This window comes from Ohessyouella blattaphilus (assembly GCF_024721265.1).
Classification (GTDB): domain Bacteria; phylum Bacillota; class Clostridia; order Lachnospirales; family Lachnospiraceae; genus Aequitasia; species Aequitasia blattaphilus_A.
On record NZ_JAMXOC010000001.1, the window covers coordinates 121,877 to 142,898 of the forward strand.

Sequence of the window (21,022 nt, forward strand, 5' to 3'; positions counted from 1 at the left end):
AATTCTATTTTATTCATGATAACTCTTTTGTAGCCACGTCTAAGGCTGCCCGAATAACTTTATCCATATCAAAATACTGATACATCCCTAAGCGACCGCCAAAAATAACTTTCTCCTGTTGGTTTGCCAATTCCTGGTAACGCTTATATAAGGCATTATTTTTCTCATCATTCACCGGATAATAAGGCTCTTCGCTCTCCTGCGCCGCCAAAGGGTATTCTTTCGTAACAAAGGTAACATCCTCCGGTACTGCTTCTCCCTTCATAAAGTGCTTATGCTCGATCATTCGTGTATAAGGCACCTGGTACTCCGTATAATTAACCACTGCGTTCCCTTGATGGTTATCTTCTGCTAGCCTTTCAGTTTCAAAGCGCAGACCACGGTATTCTAATTTGCCAAGCTGAAAGTCAAAGTACTCATCGATTAACCCTGTGTAAATCACTTTCTCGGCCTGAGCAAAGTATTCTTCCTGGTTATCAAAGAAGTTGGTCCCTAGACGAATCTCGGCTCCTTGAAGGAGATTTTCCACCAGCTTTGTGTAACCTCCCAAGGGAATGCCTTGATAGCGATCGTTGAAATAATTATTGTCATGTATGTAGCGAACAGGAAGACGCTTAATAATAAAAGCTGGAAGCTCCGTAGCTTTTTTCCCCCATTGCTTTTCCGTATAGCCCTTTACTAGCTTTTCGTATATGTCTCTACCAATTAGCGAGATACCTTGCTCTTCTAAATTCTTTGGATCTGCAATACCAGCCTCTGCCACCTGCTTGGCAATTTTTTCCCGAGCTTCAGTCGGCGTTTTCACACCCCACATTTGGTAGAAGGTGTTCATGTTAAAGGGCAAATTATACTGTTCCCCTTGATATCTTGCAAGGGGTGAGTTGATGTAATTGTTAAACTGAGCAAAGCGATTTACATAATTCCAAACCTCCGAATCCGAAGTATGGAAAATATGAGCACCGTATTCGTGAATATGAATCCCTTCCGCCTCTCTTGTATAAGCATTGCCAGCGATATGGTCCCGGCGATCGATAACCAGTACCTTTTTCCCTTGATCTAGTGCCTGGCGAGCGAATACTGCGCCAAAAAGGCCTGCTCCCACAATTAGATAGTCGTATACTACATTTTCTGCCATGTTGCTCTACTTCCTTTCTCGTCCTTTGTAATCTCTAATTTCGTATCGATCTGCTGCTTTAGTTCCCCTACGTGAGAGATAATTCCGATAATCTTACCCTGCCCCACCTGGGTCTGGAGAACCTTAATGGCTTGATCTCTCGTCTCATCATCTAAAGTCCCAAAGCCTTCGTCCACAAACAGGGTATCTAGGGTAATGCCACCGGCCCGGCGCGTCACTACGTCCGCCATCCCTAGGGCCATCGCTAGCGAAGCCATAAATGACTCCCCGCCAGAAAGGGTCTTTACGTCCCGCACAGCACTGCTTGGGAGGTCGTAGACGTCTAGCTCAAGGCCTGTCCGTCCCTTTAGGGCTAGCTCACCTAAATCCCTTGTCTGGAGCATAAACTCTTCTCCTGTCATCTTCAGAAGTCGCTTATTGGCGGCATTTAAAACCTCTCGAAAATACAAACGCTGAACGTAGGTTTCAAAGTCCAGCTTGCGACTGCCACTAACGCTACCGCTAGCAATTTTATTCAGGGTTTCCATCGTGGAAAACTCCTCTTGGCGTTTGCCTATTCGCGTATATATTTTTACGAGTTGTTCGAGAATTCGCTCATTGTTCCTAACGCTATTTTGACACAAGGTAAGATGTTCGCGAAGCTCCTTAAGCTCACTCTGTAAAGACGCGAACTCCTCTTGGCGCCTAGATAAATCTTGGTAACTCTTGCCCTCTACTTGAGCTCTTATGGTCTTAAGGCGAACGCTTACTTCTTGGGCCTGGCGCTGATACTCTTCGTAAACCTTCTTATCTTTCTCATACTGGGGAATCGAGCTTTTCTGCTTAACATACTCTTCTTCACTGCTAAAGCTACTGCGAGAAAACTCCTGAGCGAAGCTCTGGGCGCGCTCTCCCCCTTCGCTCCTCGCTTGCTTTTGCTGGGCTTCCAAGCTGGTACACGCACCCCCTAGCTTTTCTAACTCTAGGCGAAGCTTCGTCAGTTCGCTAGTACTCTCCTCTTGGGTTCTTTTTAGGTTCTTTCGCTCTAGCATCAGCTGCTTTTTCTTCTCTTCCAGCTGCTCCTGGGACTCGCTTACCCCTTCTTCAAGTTCTTTAAGAAGGACTCTTCCTTCCGCTTCGCTATTGCGAGCCGCCGCCAAAGCTTTGGCGCACTGACTTCGCATCTCCTCGGCCTGGTCCCTCTTTTGTTTTAATACTTCTAGTTCCTGTTCATCAGGAGCCGCCGCTACTGGAGTCGCCGGCTTAGGATGCTGGCTTGAGCCGCAGACCGGACAAGGCTCACCTGGAGCTAATCTCTGAGCGAGAAAGCCAGCCTGGGCTTCAATAAATAACCGGTATCCCCCTTCATAAGCGGCATTCACCTGTTGAAACTCCATATCTGCCAAGCGCTCTTTCTTTAGCGCCGTTTCTAATCCCTGTTTTTTTGTTTGGTGCTCTGCTCTCGCTTTTTTTAGCTGTATTAATTTTTCAAACTTTTTTTCTAATTCGCTTAAAAGTGCCGAAAGCTCGGGCTCTCTTGTCTCATAAAGGATAGCACTCTCATGTGCTTTTGCTTCCTTTTCTATTTCCTTAAAACGTAGCTCTTTTAGTCCTTGCTGTACCTTCTCAAGCTCCTCTGCGGTTTCCTGAGCGTGCTTTTCGGCCCGTAGTTTCTCGTTTTCCAAAACTACCAAGGCTTTGGCCATCTTCGTTCGCTCTAACTGGGTTTCTAGAAGCGCCATTTCCGGTGCCGTTTTTTTCAAATTCTCATGTTCAAGAAGAGCCTGCTCATATTCCTTTAAAAGCTTGTTAGTAGCTTCGCCAGCGCCGATTTCTCCAGCGAGTTTTAGGGCTTTTTCATCTTGGATAACCACTCTTTTCTGCTGGGCTAACTGCTCCTCTTTCCCCTTTTCTAGCAAGTCCTTTAAGAGGTTTAGCACCTCTTCTTTGAGGGGCATACTTTGGCCTTTTAAACGCAAGAGTTCAGGGGCTAGTGGCGACTGGGGCTCACATTCTACCCGGTCTAATTCTCTCGCAATCCGGTCTTGTTCTTCCTTTAGCTGGTTAGCTAATGCTCCCGCTTTCTCTTTTAGAATTTCCTGGACTTGACGATAAATGCCAGTCTCAAAGATTTCACCAAAAATCTCTTGCCGCTCTTTACTTGAAGCGTGTAGGAGCTTTAGGAAATCTCCCTGAGCAATCATCGCTATCTGGCGAAACTGACTGGCATCAAGACCGATAATGCTGACAATCTTTTCATTCACCTCCCGGATTTTCCCGGGGAACACCTGACCATCTGGCATAGTTAGCGTCACACTGGCGGCCTCGGTGGTGTATTTTACATTCCCGTCCTTATCACGTCGACTGGATAACCGGGGATAGTCAGGATTGCGCTTTATGTGATAGACTTTCCCGCGATAAGAGAAGGTGAAGGATACATAGGTAGGCGCCCCTTCCTCACACCCGGCGCTGCGCATCATTTTGCCTTCCCGATTTTCCCCACTGCTTTCTCCATATAAGGCGAAGGTGATGGCGTCAAAGATCGTGGTTTTCCCTGCTCCAGTATCACCGGTAATTAAAAAGATTCCTTGATCCAAGTCGGAAAAATCGATGGAGGTCGGCAAAATATAAGAACCAAAAGCCGACAATTCAAGGGTTAGTGGTCGCATACGTCCTCCTCTCCGGCCTGATTAATAATATCCGTCATAATCTGCTCTTCTTCTAGACTTAATTCTCGCCCTGACATCTCCTGGTAGAATTCCCCGAAGACTTCTAACGGCGTGGCCACGGTCGTGGCCTCATCTAACTCTTTTATCCGCGCTCGGACGTTAATATTATCTAGACGCAGCTCAAGAATACGCTCATATACGCTTTCTAGCTGGCCTTTTGGGTTTATCATTTCTTTCTCATCGGTCATAGTCAGGCTAATATACGCTTGGCGCTCTGACGGCGTGGCCGTGGTCAAAAGTTCGGATAGGGTTCCTCGCTTTTTCATCACCTCGCGCCAAGCCGATAGCGCCACTTCTTCTATCTGCGCCTTTTCACCCGGTTCCGCCAAGGTAATTACACTCAGTGACTTTTGGTGGTCTGCTTCACTTACCGAGTACTTTAAAGGACTACCGCTATAACGGATGTATTCTTCGCCCACTCTTTGAGGCTTATGGAGATGCCCTAACGCCACATAGGCAAATCTTCTTAAAGGAGCGATATCTATCTGGTCAAGACCACCAACGGTGATAATCTCCGAGTCACTCATCTCCGGTAGGTGCTTGCCATTTACAAAAAACTGATGAGCCAATAACACGTTTCGTTCCTGATCATTTATCGCTACCTGTTCAAGAAGCAGTTTCATGGCCTCGTTGTAAGACGAAAGCTCGGGCTTCCCCATTTGCTTCCGTAGATAAGCTGGCTTAAAGAAGGGCGATAAGTAGAAATTTACCGGGCCGTATTCATCTTCAATCACTACTTTTTTTAGCGTATTGCCGGCGATATAGAGATGTTGTCGCGCGAGAATTTCCGCGGCAAAGTCTAAACGATCGCCAGAATCGTGATTGCCGCTAATTACCAGGATTTTAAGCTCACTATAGGCTTCCAGACAATCATCCAAAAACTCACTAAAGACCCTTACCGCCTCTGCGGATGGAACGCTTTTGTCGTAAATATCCCCGGCTAAAAGGAGGGCTGCCGGACGAACTCTACGAATTTCCCGGACCACTTGGGCGAGTACGTAGCGCTGATCCTCAAGCAAATTATAATGATGCAGACTTTTACCAATATGTAAGTCTGCTAGATGAAAAAAAATCATTTCCGTCTCCCTTCCCTAGTTTGGGTAATAATCTGGTCGATCATGTCTGCCGACAGCATTCCCTGAACGTAGCCAAATATCTTGCCCTCTTTATTAATCATATAAGTAGTCGGATACGACTGAATACGATAGGCGCTAAAGAGACTGCCGTCGTCCATTAGCACCGGATAGGTATACCCGTTTTCCTCTAAAAAGCTCTTTACGCCTACCAGAGACTCTTCCCCGCCTACTCCTGGGGCAGCCACGCCGAGAATCACCACATTTTCTTCAGGGTGAGTCTGATAATATTCATACTTTGCCTGAATATCCGGCATCTCCTGCTTACAAGGTGGACACCAAGTAGCCCAAAAATTCAGAAAGATTACTTTACCCTCATAATCCGCTAAAGAATGCTCCTGGTCGTATTGGTCAAGTAAGGTAAAGTCTACTGCCTGGACGCCCTCGCTACTAGACTCCTCTGATTTATCCTCTGTCTTTGGTTCTTCTTGACTATTTTCGGTTACACTTCCCCCAGATAAATAACCGGTAATGGCATTCATCTTCCCCGTAAACATTAGTAACCCCATCACTACTAACAGCACCCCGCCAATTTTCACCGTATACTTAAGTAGATTTCGTCGTTCCTTGAAAAATTGGAGTACCTGGGTGGTAAACACCCCAACCACCAGAAAAGGAATTACAAAGCCCAGAGTATAGACACCGATAAGCGCTAATCCTGCCGCTCTCGTACTGGCCGAAGCGCTCATTATTAGCACACTAGTAAGAGCCGGTCCCACACACGGCGTCCAAGCAAAGCTAAAAGTAAAGCCAAATAGTAAGGCCACCAGCGGTGACATCGCTAACTTATCTAGGCTAAAAGGCAAACGCCGTTCCTGAGAGAGAAACCTAGAACTTCCGAGAAATCCCAATTGATATAGACCAAAAAGCACTACAACAATACCACCCACCCGGGCAAAAATCGTCTGATTATCAGTAAAAAACGAACCTAAGACGGATACTCCCAACCCCAGAATAAAAAAGGTAAAGCTAATCCCTAGGACAAAGAAACACGTATTAATCATTACTTTCTTGCGTTTAAACTGCTCCGTTCCTCCCGCTAAATATCCCATATAAAGGGGGAGAAGCGGCAAAACGCAAGGGGAGAAAAAACTTAATAACCCCTGCAAAAACACGGTCAAAACTGGAACCGTTGTATCTAAAGAAAACCCCATAATCTACCTCCAACAGTTGGGGACGGGGTTTTTTTCAAAAAAACCCCGTCCCCAACTGGAAAAAAGTGTGTCCCCACTACTTCATTACAATATTTACAATTCGCTTTGGCACGTAAATTTCTTTCACGATATTTCCGCTAAGTTTGCCAGCAATCGCTTCTTTAGCAACTGCGAGCGCTTCTTCTGCCGTGGCTTCTGCCGCTATCGTTATTACGGCTTTCGTCTTTCCGTTTACCTGCACCGGCACTTCGATTTCATCGTCTTTCATCGCTTCTAAGTCGTACTTTGGCCAGGTATTGGCAAATACGCTACCCTCATTGCCAAGCTCCTGCCATACTTCTTCGGCGATGTGGGGAGCAAAAGGTGATAGAAGAATCGCCATCGTTCCTAGCGTCTCTTTATCGATACCGCCTTCTTTCTTTGCTAGCTCGATCAGATTATTATTGTGCTCCATAAAGCCCGAAATAACCGTGTTAAGACTAAAGGTATCCAGTCTAGTGGTAATATCGTAGATTAGCTTATTGCGCTCTTTAATCATGCTCCCTGTCGCAGCTACGTCTTTATCTTTATTCTCCTGAACTAAATTCCAGACCCGCTTCAAATAGCGATTAACCCCGTCGATACCGCGGTCATCCCACTCAGCATCTAGTTCCGGCGGTCCTACAAACAATTCGTACATCCGCAGAGAATCACAACCGTAATCGTTAACTAAGTCATCTGGGGAAACCACGTTTCCTTTCGACTTACTCATCTTGACGCCGTTCTTGCCCGTGATCATTCCTTGGTTAAAGAGCTTTTCAAAAGGCTCTTCGAAAGGAACTACCCCTTGGTCATATAAGAACTTTGTATAAAACCGGGAATACAGAAGATGAAGTACCGCGTGTTCGACTCCACCAATATACATATCTACCGGTAAGTATTTAGCCGCCTTTTCTTTGCTGACTAGCTCTTCGTTATTCTTGTTGTCGATATAGCGTAAAAAGTACCAAGAAGAACCCGCCCACTGAGGCATCGTATTCGTCTCGCGCTTAGCCGGCTTACCACAACACGGGCAAGTGGTGTTAACCCACTCGTCAATACCAGCTAGTGGTGACTCGCCAGTACCGGTCGGTTCGTAGGATTCTACCTCTGGTAAAAGTAGAGGCAATTCTTCTTCTGGAACAGGCACAGCTCCGCAGTCCGGACAGTGAACAATGGGAATTGGCTCACCCCAATATCTTTGACGAGAGAATACCCAGTCTCTAAGCTTAAAGTTAACGGTCGCCTTACCGAAGCCTTTTTCTTCAACCTCTTTAGCAGCATCTACCTTTAGTGCCGAAGACTCTAGACCATTCCACTGTTCAGAATTAATCATCGTTCCCGCCGCTTCTGTATAGGCTTCTGTCATATTTTCAATGGCCACACCGTCTTTGGCAATGACCTGAACAATCGGAATACCAAACTTTGTCGCAAACTCAAAATCTCGCTGATCATGAGCTGGCACACACATAATGGCTCCGGTGCCGTAATCGGCAAGGACGTAGTCGGAAATCCAAATCGGCGTTTTCTCTTTACTAAGTGGATTGATTGCGTAGCTTCCGGTGAAGACCCCGGTCTTTTCCTTATCCTGTAAGCGATCCACGTTGGACTTCATCGAAGCTTCCAAAATGTATTTATCTACAGCTTCTTTTTGTTCAGGTGTGGCTAGCTTAGCTGCAAGCTCGTGTTCTGGTGCTAGGACCATAAACGTGGCACCGTAAAGGGTATCCGGTCTCGTTGTATAGACGCGAATCGATTCCTCGCTTCCTTCTACCGGGAAATCCACCTCGGCACCGTAGGATTTGCCAATCCAGTCTGCCTGCATTTTCTTTACTTTTTCTGGCCAGTCAAGCTTATCAAGATCATCTAATAAGCGATCTGCGTACTGAGTAATCTTCAGCATCCACTGACGCAAGTTCTTCTTGGTAACGGTAGTGCCACAGCGTTCGCAGGCGCCGTTTACCACTTCTTCGTTAGCTAGTCCTGTCTTACAAGAAGGACACCAGTTAATCGGAAATTCCTTTTCGTAGGCTAAGCCTTCTTTAAACATTTTCACAAAAATCCACTGGGTCCATTTATAGAAATCCGGATCCGTAGTATTTACTTCCATGTCCCAGTCGTAAAGAGCCGAAATCTCGTCAATCTGCTTCTTAATATTTACAATATTCTCCGCCGTAGACTTGGCAGGATGTACGCCGATTTTAATCGCGTAGTTTTCCGCCGGCAAGCCAAAGGCATCCCAGCCCATCGGGTGGATAATATAATATCCATTCAGTAATTTGTAGCGGCTCCACACATCTGAGATAACATAGCCCCGCCAGTGTCCCACGTGAAGACCGTTAGCTGAAGGGTAAGGGAACATGTCGAGACAGTAGTATTTCTGCTTCTCATTACCCTTCTCATCTATTTTTTTATTAACTGGATTCGCTGCCCAGTTTTTACGCCACTTCTGTTCTATTGCCTTATGATTATAAGGTGTACTCATTGACCTTCCTCCTCGCTTAAAAACGTTACTCTTTATAATAGCATACCAGTGGTATCAGTCAAGTTTTAACAGTTAATTTCTTTTCCTTTTTTAAGTTGTATAGGCAATAGTTTTGCGGTATAATAATTTTAATAGAATAACGGAACAAAATTCATAAAAAAAGGAGTGATTCCCATGGTCAGTTTTTTAATCGGCCCAAAGGGCTCAGGCAAGACACCGGAACTAGTAAGAATGGCGAATGAAAAGGAGAAGACAGAGCACGGAAGCGTGGTTTTCATCAAGAAGTCACACAAGAACACAAAGGAAATCAACCTGAATATCCGTACGATTTGTATGGATGATTACCCCGACGTCCATAATTTGGATCGGTATTTTGGATTTTTGCAAGGCATCTATAGTGCCAACACCGATGTTCATCAAGTATTCGTAGACGAGATTATGAAGCTTGAAGAAATCGACTTTACAACGATACCTACACTTGTTGGGTACATTAAGAAAATGTCTAAAGACAATAACATCGATTTTCACGTAAGTATTTCGGCTACACCAGAAGAGATAAAGGATATAGATTTTTCTGACTGTACAGTAATAAGTTTCTAGCATAAGAACGGACCGCCACTCAAATAAGTGGCGGTCCATTTTTTAATTATACTCAAGGGACATAACAAGATGCGCTTCTTCACCCTTCTTGTACTCTAAGGTAACGTTATCCCCTTCTTTGATCTTAACTACCTCAATAAAGTCAACCACCGAGACATCGTAAATCTCGTCGCCATCATCGAGAACGAGATAATAATGAGAGCTACCGTCTAAGACCGCTTGAGCTACCGTTGTCACGGTTCCCGTCACTTCTTCTACTACCCGCTCATCTTTAGCCACCTCTTTGATGCCGCTTGAGAGAAGGAGCGTTAAGTACTCTTCTTCACACTGGCTAACACTATCGCCGGTAGCAACGATTTGGTACTTCTGGACGTTAACCATGGCGTATTTTTTCACGAGCCCCGCATCGTCCTTAAGAGCGATAAAATACGTCGGCTCTCCGCTGATATTTAAAAGCAGCGGAAAGGTGGCCTGATACTTTAGATGCTGAACCTGGCCTTCGGCACTGCCCATCGCCGCACTTTCTGTCGCCCCTTCAATCTCATAGTACTTGGTCTCCATCGTTCGCTGATTACAAAGAGCAAAGCCGACATTGGACTGGTCGCCGTTAACAGAAGTTACGCCGGTATACATCCACACGTCATCGTCAAGGGCTAGGTAATTGTAGCCATCGGTGGTCTCCAGACAATCCTTTTGGGACAACACACTGTTAAAGAACCCACGCTTTAACGTTCCGTGATAATCAAAGAGCTTAATTAAAAGGTCTGCTGAGAATACTCGGTCAACCCAGGTGGGCACGTCGCCCACCTTTACCGTCTCGCATTCACCGGTAATCGCGTTACAAAGCACTACCTTCCCTACAGTTTCACCACCGAAGAGACCAATTTTAAAATCTTTTACGGGAGCAATCCAATAAGGGGTGCCCTCTTCATCGATTTCAAAGCTAAGCTCTCCGTAGATGTAGGTCGGATTCGTGAATCGTAAATGACGATAGATATTTCGGTTGAAATGTTCACTTGTAGTGTACTTAATCCCCTCTTCCAGCTTAACGATCTCTGCTTTCTGATTGGCCATATTGATTTTAATGTAGGCCGGTATGCCCTCCCCCCGATTGGTAAACCACTTAATTAGACTGGCATAACGAAGGGGTGTGACCCGTACCGGAGTCCCCTGATAGTTAATTTGGCTGTAGATACTATCGGCTTCAAACTGGGACACCATATCCACCATGCTGCCCATCTTGCGATCTCCAAGGATTTCGGCGCTATCTTTATCTAAGAGGGGAATTTTATCAAAGCTGACTTCCTGAATGTCATCGGTAAAATTCACATCCTCATCTACCTTCATTAACTGCTGATACTTCTTCGCGTTAAAAATCGGCGATGATAACAAACTGCCAACTAAAAAGACGACTACCAGCGCCCCGATTACAAGACCAAAGCCTTTTAGCACCTTATCGGTGCGCACTTCTGAAAGACTCAGCTTTCTCTTAATGGCGTAGAAGACGCCGATGATTAAAATTACCACCAGACCAAAATACCACACCTCCTGAGAGTGAATGTTAATGGCCGGAATAGCGATGTAGTAGTATATTGCGATAAAAAGCAAAACACCGATAATCAGAAAACCTTTGATTTTTTTCTTCATGTTAACCCCTTTCTGTTTCTGTCTTTAAGTATCCTAAAACTTCCTTCCCCAGGCTGAAGCGGTAAACAGCATTAAAAAGGGAAATATTTCCAAACGACCCACTAGCATATCGATACAAAGAACCACCTTCGATAGCGACGAAAAATCGGCAAACGTGCCATCCGGCTTAATGTGACCGATTCCCGGTCCCGTATTGTTTAAAGTCGTCAGGACCGCACTAAAGGTCGTCCCAAAGTCGTAGTTATCAAGAGCCACCAATATCAGGGAGGTTATCATCACCAGAAGGTAGGCCATAAAATACGTGTGAACGCCGTTTACCGTGGTGCTGCTCATCTTCTTGCCGTTGACCTTGATAATATTAACTGACTGAGGGTGAACCATCTCTTTCAGCTGCTTCTTTAAGCTTTTAAACATAATCAGAATCCGCGGTATCTTCACACCGCCACCGGTAGAAGAAGCACAGGCCCCGATAAACATCAGCGCCAAAAGAATATAGTGACTAAAGACGGGCCAGGCGTTATAGTCCACCGTGGCAAAGCCGGTGGTGGTAATAATCGAAACAACCTGAAAGGCCGCTTGTCTAATCGCCATCCCTGGCTTAGGATAAACTCTTAAAATATTGATGGTTACCAGTACTGTCGCCACCCCAATAATGCCAAAATACGTCCGCAGCTCCTCATTCTTAAAGACTGGCTTATACTGCTTTAAAAGCAAGAGGAAAAACAGATTAAAGTTGACGCCAAAAAGAGCCATAAAGATCATCAGCACCCACTCTATCTGGGGACTATTAAAGTAACCGATACTAGCACTGTAATTGGAAAAGCCACCGGTACCAGCGGTACTAAATGTATGAATCAAGCTATCGTAAAAATCCATGCCGCAAAGCATTAGGAGCACGCAGAGAATTAGGCTTAAACCTAAGTAGATGCCGTAGAGAATCTGGGCCGTTTGTCTGGCTTTTGGTACTAGCTTCTCGATTTCTGGTCCAGGAACCTCCGCCCTCATCAGATGCATGGTGCTAGACTTATCTAACGTATTGATCAGCATCACGAACATCAGCACCCCCATGCCCCCAATCCAGTGGGTCATACTTCGCCAAAACATAATACCTTTGGGAATCTCTGACATATTCTCAATAATCGTCGAACCGGTGGTGGTAAAGCCGGAAATCGTCTCAAAAAAAGCATTGAGATAATTAGGAATCGCCCCTGAAAGAAAAGCTGGAAGCGCCCCAAATAAAGACCACATAATCCAGACGATACAGACGATTACCATGCCTTCCTTAGCGTATATCTTTCGCTTTTTCGGTGCTTTAATCCCAAAAAGGGCAAATATTAAAAAGGTTAGCACCGAGGTAAAGACAAACCACAGCGCTACCTGGGTCTCACCATAAATTAACGAAACTAAGGCCGGCACCAGTAACAGCGCGGCCTCAGCTCCTAGCATTTTTGCAATTAAATGTATTACCATTCTCCCATTCATGAAAAACTCCTACAGTAAAATGTCATCAAAATCATCAATCCCCTGCTCGTCGGTGATGACCACTACACTATCGCCTACTTCAATGTGATCATTTCCATTGGGAATGATAATCTTATGATTGCGAGCGATACAAGCGATTAGGCTATTACTTTTCGTACGCAAATCTTTAAGCGGAATATTGGTATAGTTCGTTTCCTCTTTAATAATCAGCTCTGCCGCTTCGATTTCCCCGCCGATTAGCTGGTAGACCGTCTCCACATTGGCACTACCGGCGGAATTATTCATAGCCCGAACGTAGCTGACAATGGCATCGGCTGTCGCTCCCTTCGCCGAGACAGTGCTATGTATGCCTAAGCCTTCCACCATCTCCGCCCGAGAATCCTCGTTTACCTTAGCGATAATTTTGCGCACGCCTAAGGTATTGGCATAAAGTGCCATAATAATATTCTCTTCATCCATGCCGGTTAGGCAAACGATGGCATCCGTCACCTCAATGCCTTCTTCTTTAAGGAGATCTGGCTTGCCCGCATCCCCGTTAATCACGGTAACTTCTGGCAAGAGCTCACATAAATGCTCGGCGCGCTCTCTGGACTTTTCAATAATCTTGACCTCCATGCCCAGCGCCAAAATCTTCTTTGACAGGTAATACGCCACGTGGCTACCGCCGCAGATCATCACGTTCTTCACCTTCTTAACCCGCTTGCCGATAGCGCTAAAAAAGCTCTCTAAGGCTTTGTGAGAAGCGGCAATATGGAGCACGTCGCCTTTTTCCACCACAAAATCCCCAGAAGGAATATGAACTTCATGCTTTCTCTCAATGGCACAGACAAGAATCTGCACTTGGTACTTCTTATAAATTGAGGCTAGACTCATTCCGATTATCCGGCTTTCATCCTTAACCGCAAACTCCACTAACTCCACCCGGCCCTTAACAAAGGTCTCTACCTTACTGGCATCGGGGAAAACGAGAATTCTCGCAATTTCATCGGATAGGGCTAGCTCAGGATTAACGGCCATGCTTAGTAGCAGGTCATCCTTCAGCACTTCTAACTCCTGAAAATACACAGGATTACGGACTCTGGCTATGGTCTGTCCTGCCCCTAGGCGCTTAGCGAGAAGACAACTAATCATGTTTAGCTCATCTGTGGAAGCGCAAGCGATAACTAGATCCGCTTCTGGCACTCCGGCTTCTTTTTGCACTTCGATATCGGCACCATTACCCGTAATACAGATAATGTCTAATTGATTAATCGTATTCTTAATTTTATTTTCATTACTATCGATAAGCACGACGTCGTTTTCGTCAGTCTGGGAAAGACTGACCGCCAGCTTGTGACCTACTTTTCCGTCACCGATAATTACTATGTTCATCATCCACCTCAATGTATAGTTTTGTATTAGGAAACAATAAAAGAATTATACCACAAAAATGGGATTTGCGCTTGGCAAATTCCTGCGCCCCCACAAAGAGAAGGGACACCTTTTTGGGGTGCCCCTTCTCTTTCTTTTATTCCTTATTCACTTTTCTCTGCACGCTTGGCAATTTCGGCCTCTTGGACATCGTGAGGTGCTTGCTCATAACGAGAAAATTCGTAGGCGTAGTCTCCTCGGCCACCGGTCATGGAACGTAGCACGGTACCATAGCCAAATAGCTCTGTCATCGGGATATCTGCTTCAATCACGGTAAAGCCTTTACGCTCGGGATTCATTCCTAGCACCCGGCCTCTGCGTTTATTTAAATCTCCCATAACATCCCCGGTAAAATCATCGGGAACCGTAACCTTAAGGGATACGATCGGTTCTAAGAGCACTGGTCCTGCTTCTAAGAAGCCTTTCTTAAAGGCCTGAACTGTGGCTGTCTTAAAGGCCATTTCCGAAGAATCCACAGGGTGGTAAGACCCATCGTAAAGGGTGGCTTTCACGCCTACTACAGGGTAACCTGCCAAAGGACCTTTGACAACGGAATCCGCTAAGCCCTTTTCCACCGCTGGGAAGTAGTTCTTTGGTACTGCCCCACCAACCACTACCTCTTCAAAGACAAAAGGTGTGTCCATATCGCCGGAAGGCTCAAACTTCATCTTCACGTGACCGTACTGGCCGTGACCACCGGATTGCTTTTTGTACTTTGTATCTACATCCGAATTGCCCTTAATCGTCTCTCTAAAGGCTACCTTCGGGGTCTCTAGCTGAATCTCACACTTATAGCGATCTAAGAGCTTACTAACGGCAACCTCTAGGTGCTGGTCACCGATACCGTAAAGCAAGGTCTGCCGGTTCTCGGCATCATTCACACTCTTTAAGGTAACATCTTCTGCCATCAAACGTTGCAGTGCCTGAGATACCTTGTCTTCATCGCCCTTTTTCGTAACCGAGTAGCGCATATAAGTATACGGCTTTGAGTACTCGGTACGAGCGTACATAATCGGGGTTCCCTTAGCTGCTAAGGTATCGCCTGTCTTGGTATTGGTTAGCTTCGCAATAGCCCCGATATCACCGGCGAACATCTCGCTTACTTCTTCCGGTTTATTACCGTTCATCACGTAAATCTTACCTAGCTTCTCTTCTGCCTCCGTCTCGGTGTTATAGAGCACATCGTCTCCTTTAAGCACTCCCGAACACACCTTTATAAAAGAGTAACGTCCAATAAAAGGATCCACCATGGTCTTAAAGACATAGGCTGATTTCGCCTTGGAAAAATCGTAATTCGCTTCAAAGATTTCGTTGGTATTCGTGTTAATACCAGCGCATTTTCTATTGGCAGGACTAGGGAAGAACCGTACAATATCCGAGAGCAAATTAGCAACCCCTTGAGCCTGGGTATTAGAACCCATCGATACTGGTACAATCGTCCCGTCCATTACTTCCGTTCTCATCGCTGCCCGAATCTCCTCAACGGAAAATTCTTCGCCGGCAAAATACCGTTCCATAAAATCCTCAGAGGTCTCTGCTACCGCTTCTAGTAATTTCTCACGGTACTTTTCCAGATTCTCTTTGCTGTATTCAGGAATCTCCATCTCTTCGCGCTGGCCAACTCCCGTATACCTTCTGGCAGCATTTTTGATAACATTCACATATCCGATTAACTTTTCATTCTCTCTAATTGGTTGGAAATGAGGCGCGATTACCTTACCGTACTTCTCCGTCAACGTCTCCACTACTTCCCGAAAACTGGCATCATCCACATCCATTTCCGTTACATAAATCATCCGCGGTAGCTTGTACTTATCGCAGAGTTCCCAGGCTTTCTCCGTCCCTACTTCTACGCCTGCTTTACCCGACACCACAATGACTGCAGCATCAGCGGCACTCACTGCCTCTTCTACCTCGCCGATAAAGTCAAAATACCCCGGTGTATCTAAAACATTGATCTTCGCCTTCTCCCACTCGATGGGAACAAGAGAAGCCGTAATGGAAAAACCACGTTTTTGCTCTTCTTTGTCAAAATCACTGATTGCATTGCCATCGGTAACCTTGCCCATTCTGCTGGTTGCGCCTGATACGTAGGCCATCGCCTCGATCAGGCTCGTCTTTCCGCTGCCGCCATGTCCCAGTAACACTACGTTCCTAATCTCATCCGTTCTGTATACATTCATAGTGTTAATCCTCCTTTATAAGATTTTATGTTAATATTGTACTAAATTATCAGATATTTTACAATAAAAATATATAATTTCTCTAATATATGATGTGGTATACTGTCTTTATGGATAAGAAAATACAAAAGTTTGCCTTTGTCGGCTTAGGACTAATCGGTGGTTCTCTGGCAAAAGGCATCAAGAAAAATTACCAAAATACAAAGATTATCGCCTATGACACCAATGAAAACGACCTAAAAAAAGCGCTAACTGACGGTGTTATCGACGAGGCGAAAGAGACCATTGACGAGTCCTTTAAAGGCTGTGATTTTATTTTTCTCTGCGCTCCCGTTAGCGTCAATAACGACTACTTAAAAGCGCTCATTCCCTATCTGGAGGAGAAGACGCTAATCACCGATGTGGGCAGTGTCAAAGGACCGATTGTGGAGTTGGCAACCACTCTGGGAATCGGCGGCTCCTTTATCGGCGGGCACCCCATGACGGGCTCTGAAAAAAGCGGGTTTGAAAGCGCCAAAGAGCACCTTTTTGAAAATGCCTATTACATTCTCACTCCTACAGCCCAGACGCCTGCGGATAAGTTAGAGCGCTACTTAACTCTGCTTACGCGAATTCGGGCACTACCTAAGGTTATGGAAGCTAGTGAACACGATTTTATCACGGGAACCATAAGTCACCTTCCCCACGTGGTGGCCGCTTCTTTGGTACATCTAGTAGAAGACACCGATACGAAAGAACAACTAATGAAAGAAATGGCCGCTGGCGGCTTTAAAGATATTACGAGAATCGCTTCCTCTTCCCCAGCTATGTGGGAGCAAATTTGCCTTCTTAATCAGGAAAACATCCTTAAGGTGATGACTCGCTATATTGAAGAATTAGAAAAGATAAAGGACCTTGTCCGCGAAGCTGACGGCCCCGCACTCTTTCAATTTTTTGAAGAGGCGAAGACTTATCGCAGCGATCTGATTGACGATAAAAAAGGAGCGCTGGCAAAACATTACGTTATCTACTGCGATCTATCCGATGAAGCTGGCGGTATTGCCTCTATCGCTACCGCTCTTGCCAGCCAACGTATCAACTTAAAGAACATCGGAATTGTTCACAACCGAGAATTCGAAGAAGGGGTTCTGCGAATAGAATTCTACGATCATGATTCTCGGACGGCAGCTTATCAAGTATTAATAGAAATGGGGTATGAAGTTTATGAACGTTAACATCGAAAAACAAACAAAACCACTTCTCGGCGAAATGGTGGTTCCCGGTGACAAATCGATCTCTCACCGCTCTATTATGTTAGGCGCGATTGCCAAGGGCACCACGAGCATCACTAACTTTTTAAAGGGCGCGGACTGCATCGCCACCATCGACTGCTTTCGGCAGATGGGCGTAACGATTGAAGAAAGAAATGACATTATCACGGTAACCGGGGGTGGCTTAAGAGGCTTAAAGCAACCTGTTGGTATTCTCGAAGTCGGTAATAGCGGCACTACCACCCGCCTCTTATCCGGCATTCTCTGCGGTCAAAATTTTAAGAGCATCCTCTCAGGAGACGCTTCTCTTAACAAGCGTCCCATGAACCGGATTATCAATCCCCTTTCACAGATGGGCGGGGATATTGTCAGTATCAAGAAAAACGGCTGTGCCCCTTTGGAAATCAATGCTGCCAAGCTTCACGGCATCGACTACCTTTCAAAGGTATCCTCGGCGCAAGTAAAATCCGCCGTTTTACTGGCTGGGCTCTACGCCGACGCCCCCACCTCGGTAACCGAAAAGGTCCTCTCGAGAAACCATACAGAAATTATGCTAAAAGCCTTTGGCGGCAACGTCTCTACCGAGGACACCTATGACGGTACCACTATTTCGGTAACGCCCGCCGACGAACTGTACGCTAGCGAGATTGACGTTCCCGGTGACATCTCCTCAGCTGCCTATTTTATCGCGGCTGCGCTCCTGATTCCCGGCAGCGAATTGCTGATTAAAAACGTCGGTATCAACGATACCAGAGCCGGTTTTCTGCAAGCAGTGTTAAAAATGGGCGGAGATCTAACTCTCCTTAATGCCCTTACCTCTGGCGGAGAAGCAAAAGCTGATATCCTAGTGCGCCATAGCAAACTAAAGGGAACCACCATCGGGGGCAAATTAATTCCTAGCCTTATCGATGAGATTCCCATTCTTGCTGTTCTTGCTGCCTACGCCGAAGGCGAGACCGTTATTAAAGATGCTGCGGAACTAAAGGTAAAAGAAACGAACCGCATCGACACCGTTTGCGATAACTTGAAAAATATGGGAGCTTTCGTTACCCCTACCGAAGACGGCATGATTATCACCGGCAAAGAGGCCGGTCTAACAGGCGCCGTAATCGATCCTAAGTTTGACCACCGGATTGCCATGGCCTTTAGCATCGCCGGTCTCATCGCTAAGGGCGAGACCACTATTAAAGACGGACACTGTGTGGATGTATCCTTCCCCGAGTTCTTTACGTATTTCAAACAATAAGCATGGCATCGCCAAAGGAGAAGAATCGGTACTCCTTAGCTACCGCCTCTTCATACGCCTTTAATACCTGCTCTCTTCCTGCTAAAGCAGACACTAGCATAATGAGAGTCGACTCTGGCAAATGAAAGTTTGTAATTAGAGCATCGAGAATTTTAAACTGGTAACCAGGATAAATAAATATCTCTGTCTGGCCCGAGCCGGGAACCACTTTCCCGTCTTGGGCGGCGGACTCAACCGTTCGGCAAGCGGTGGTACCTACGCAGATTACGCGGCCACCACTAGCCTTGGTTTCGTTAATCTTCCGGGCTTCTTGCTCTTCAATCTGATAAAACTCCGAATGCATATGATGCTCCGTAATCTCTTCTACTTTAACGGGCCGAAAGGTCCCTAGTCCCACATGTAAGGTTACCCTAGCAATCTGGATGCCTTTCTCTTCAATTTCCTGCAAAAGCTCTTTCGTAAAGTGAAGACCAGCCGTAGGTGCGGCGGCGCTACCGCTATGAGCAGCATAGACGGTTTGATAACGGTTCTTATCCTGAAGCGTATGGGTGATATAAGGCGGCAAGGGCATTTGTCCTAGCTCATCTAAGACTTCCTCAAAGATCCCCTGATAAATGAATTTAATCAAGCGGTTCCCTTCTTCCACCACGTCTAATACTTCGCCCACTAGCTTATCCCCGCCAAAGTGAATCTTCGTTCCTGGTCTGGCTTTCTTCCCTGGCTTTACTAACGTTTCCCAGACATCATCTTGGTGACGTTTAAGTAGCAAAACCTCTACCCGGGCCCCCGTTCCTTCGCGCTCACCAATCAGCCGGGCTGGCAAAACCTTCGTATCGTTGATAACCAAACAATCACCAGGGCATAAATGCCCTGGCAAATCGGTAAACTTTTCGTGGCTAATCGCCCCCGTCTCTTTTGCGAGCACTAATAACCGGGAGCTACTCCTATCCTCTAAAGGATCCTGAGCAATTAACCTTTCTGGTAATTCAAAATTAAAATCTTCTCGTTTCACTATAATTCCTTCTTTATTTCATTATTATTGGTCGGTGGCATCGGTGCTACCGGCGGCGCCGGTGGTACCGGTGGTGCCGGTGGTACCGGTGGTGCGGCTGCGTACTGGGGATACACGGGAATCACCTTTACTTTTCTGGCATAAACCACCCGGGTATCAGAAAGGGTGTCGTGAAGCCCTTTCTTCTCTTTATCCACACCGATCATAAAGTAACCGATGTAAAGGATAACCGAAGATAAAAAGCGACCGATGGTCTCCCGAAAGAGAATATCCATAAAGGAGGGCTTTTTCCCTTTTTCAGCGGAAATCACTTGGAGGTTCATCAGCTTTTTCCCCAGAGTGGTGCCGGTATAATAAGTCATTAAGACAAAATACAAGGCGCCAAAAAGGTAAAGGACGATGTCCTTTAGGGTAAAGTTAAATAACACATTGCCGCTAATCGGCGTATCTGCGATTAAGGCAGCGATCCCAGCGTAAAACATCCGCACGAAGAGAAGTCCAAAGCCGACAATTAAATGGTCGATAAAATAGGCAAACAATCTAACAAAAAAGCCGGCCGGTGTATACTCATTTCCCTTTGGTAAGTTACTCGGCATAGTACATCGGCACCCCGCTTTCTAGCGCTTTCGCTTCTTCTAAGAGCACCTGAGCCTCTGATTTGGGAACCAGGCTTTTCACCTCACTTAGAAGACTGGCTAGACCAGATAAGTTACTGGTCGGCTCATAGTACGTATCCGTACCTAACTCATCGCTCATTAAGGCCTTCACGTCCTCGTACGCAGCAATCTCGTCAATCAACCCGTTATCTGCCGCTTGCTTAGCCGTATACGTCCGACCATCCGCTAGCTTTAATACCTCTTCTTCAGACATGCTTCTACCTGTCGCCACTTTGCTAACAAAATCCTGGAAGCACTCATCTATCTGGGTTTGGTAAATAGCGATTTGCTCATCGCTTAGACGAGAGCCATCCTTATTTTTACCACTGGTGATGGACACGTAGCGCATGCCTAGTTTTTCATAAAGGCCAACCGTCTCTACGCCGGCCATAATCACGCCAATAGAGCCTGTCGTGGTATTCTGGTTGGCATAGATTTTATCCGTGGCCACTGAGGCCATATAACCGCCACTAGCGGCCATGTGCCCCATGTAGCCCCAGATAGGACGCTTGGTTGCTTCCTTATATTCGAGAAGCTTATCGTAAAGCTCTGCCGACTCATAGACCGCCCCGCCTGGTGAGTCCACATATAATAGAATACCTACATTTCGCGAATCTGCCATCAAGTTATCTAGATACTCCATGGTAGTGGTGTGCTGATAACCGCTAGTCGGCATCCAGACGCTACTTTCGGTCTGCTGGGCAATGGTGCCTTCCACCCGCACCACCGCAATATAATCCGAGAGGGGAGCCGAAAACTCTGCGCCCCCGGTTAGCAAGGTGCTAGCCGTCTTTTCAAACATACTCTCAGAGACTTTATTAGTAAAGACGCTACTAATTCCTACTAAGACAAAGATAATGGCCGCGACCACGAGTCCTAATACCTGTTTTTTCTTCACCTGCT

15 protein-coding genes are annotated in these 21,022 nt (G+C 46.1%); 3 read left to right on the top strand and 12 right to left on the bottom strand.

What is annotated here, in order from left to right; translation table 11 throughout:
- Positions 1–13 precede the first annotated feature (13 nt).
- The 5 genes from glf to leuS form a co-directional block, all read right to left on the bottom strand.
- On the bottom strand, positions 14–1,135 hold the full coding sequence (gene glf / locus NHH16_RS00475; RefSeq protein WP_262067634.1) for a UDP-galactopyranose mutase: 1,122 nt from the start codon (positions 1,133–1,135) through the stop codon (positions 14–16).
- Entirely contained in the window at positions 1,120–3,783 is a 2,664-nt protein-coding gene (locus NHH16_RS00480) for an AAA family ATPase (RefSeq protein ID WP_262067635.1), read from the bottom strand. Before NHH16_RS00480 ends, glf begins: the two co-directional genes overlap by 16 nt.
- Positions 3,771–4,919 (bottom strand): exonuclease SbcCD subunit D, encoded by a 1,149-nt coding sequence (locus NHH16_RS00485; protein ID WP_262067636.1) that lies wholly within the window; start codon positions 4,917–4,919, stop codon positions 3,771–3,773. The genes NHH16_RS00480 and NHH16_RS00485 overlap by 13 nt, the downstream gene beginning before the upstream one ends.
- Positions 4,916–6,130: a cytochrome c biogenesis protein/redoxin gene (locus NHH16_RS00490; protein ID WP_262067637.1), complete on the bottom strand. Its 1,215-nt coding sequence runs from the start codon at positions 6,128–6,130 to the stop codon at positions 4,916–4,918. Before NHH16_RS00490 ends, NHH16_RS00485 begins: the two co-directional genes overlap by 4 nt.
- 76 nt (positions 6,131–6,206) lie before the next feature.
- Positions 6,207–8,633 carry a leucine--tRNA ligase gene (gene leuS, locus NHH16_RS00495; RefSeq protein WP_262067638.1) on the bottom strand — a complete coding sequence of 809 codons (2,427 nt, stop codon included), beginning with the start codon at positions 8,631–8,633 and terminating at the stop codon, positions 6,207–6,209.
- A gap of 174 nt (positions 8,634–8,807) precedes the next feature.
- On the opposite strand from leuS, the gene NHH16_RS00500 reads away from it, so the two are divergent.
- A complete protein-coding gene (locus NHH16_RS00500; protein ID WP_262067639.1) occupies positions 8,808–9,233 on the top strand; it encodes an ATP-binding protein in 426 nt (141 codons plus the stop codon).
- A 42-nt stretch (positions 9,234–9,275) separates the two neighbouring features.
- Here NHH16_RS00500 and NHH16_RS00505 read toward each other — a convergent pair whose 3' ends face one another.
- From NHH16_RS00505 to NHH16_RS00520, 4 genes are all read right to left on the bottom strand, one after another.
- Positions 9,276–10,880, bottom strand: coding sequence for a CvpA family protein (locus NHH16_RS00505; RefSeq protein ID WP_262067640.1), 1,605 nt, complete (start codon positions 10,878–10,880; stop codon positions 9,276–9,278).
- Between the two features lie 33 nt (positions 10,881–10,913).
- Positions 10,914–12,362, bottom strand: coding sequence for a TrkH family potassium uptake protein (locus NHH16_RS00510; RefSeq protein WP_262067641.1), 1,449 nt, complete (start codon positions 12,360–12,362; stop codon positions 10,914–10,916).
- Between the two features lie 9 nt (positions 12,363–12,371).
- On the bottom strand, positions 12,372–13,733 hold the full coding sequence (gene trkA / locus NHH16_RS00515; protein WP_262067944.1) for a Trk system potassium transporter TrkA: 1,362 nt from the start codon (positions 13,731–13,733) through the stop codon (positions 12,372–12,374).
- A gap of 143 nt (positions 13,734–13,876) precedes the next feature.
- Positions 13,877–15,955: an elongation factor G gene (locus tag NHH16_RS00520; protein ID WP_262067642.1), complete on the bottom strand. Its 2,079-nt coding sequence runs from the start codon at positions 15,953–15,955 to the stop codon at positions 13,877–13,879.
- Positions 15,956–16,065: 110 nt separating this feature from the next.
- On the opposite strand from NHH16_RS00520, the gene NHH16_RS00525 reads away from it, so the two are divergent.
- Together NHH16_RS00525 and aroA are read left to right on the top strand one after the other, a co-directional pair.
- Positions 16,066–17,169, top strand: coding sequence for a prephenate dehydrogenase (locus NHH16_RS00525; protein ID WP_262067643.1), 1,104 nt, complete (start codon positions 16,066–16,068; stop codon positions 17,167–17,169).
- Positions 17,159–18,451, top strand: coding sequence for a 3-phosphoshikimate 1-carboxyvinyltransferase (gene aroA / locus NHH16_RS00530; protein ID WP_262067644.1), 1,293 nt, complete (start codon positions 17,159–17,161; stop codon positions 18,449–18,451). Before NHH16_RS00525 ends, aroA begins: the two co-directional genes overlap by 11 nt.
- Here the strand turns inward: aroA and queA are convergent.
- The 3 genes from queA to sppA are packed head-to-tail and all read right to left on the bottom strand — an operon-like array spanning position 18,441 to position 21,017.
- Positions 18,441–19,463 (bottom strand): tRNA preQ1(34) S-adenosylmethionine ribosyltransferase-isomerase QueA, encoded by a 1,023-nt coding sequence (gene queA, locus NHH16_RS00535; RefSeq protein ID WP_262067645.1) that lies wholly within the window; start codon positions 19,461–19,463, stop codon positions 18,441–18,443. The two genes, aroA and queA, sit on opposite strands and share 11 nt — an antisense overlap.
- Positions 19,463–20,059 (bottom strand): RDD family protein, encoded by a 597-nt coding sequence (locus NHH16_RS00540; RefSeq protein WP_262067646.1) that lies wholly within the window; start codon positions 20,057–20,059, stop codon positions 19,463–19,465. The genes queA and NHH16_RS00540 overlap by 1 nt, the downstream gene beginning before the upstream one ends.
- Complete coding sequence (gene sppA, locus NHH16_RS00545; protein ID WP_262067647.1) at positions 20,049–21,017, bottom strand: signal peptide peptidase SppA; 969 nt, start codon at positions 21,015–21,017, stop codon at positions 20,049–20,051. Before sppA ends, NHH16_RS00540 begins: the two co-directional genes overlap by 11 nt.
- Positions 21,018–21,022: the final 5 nt, after the last annotated feature.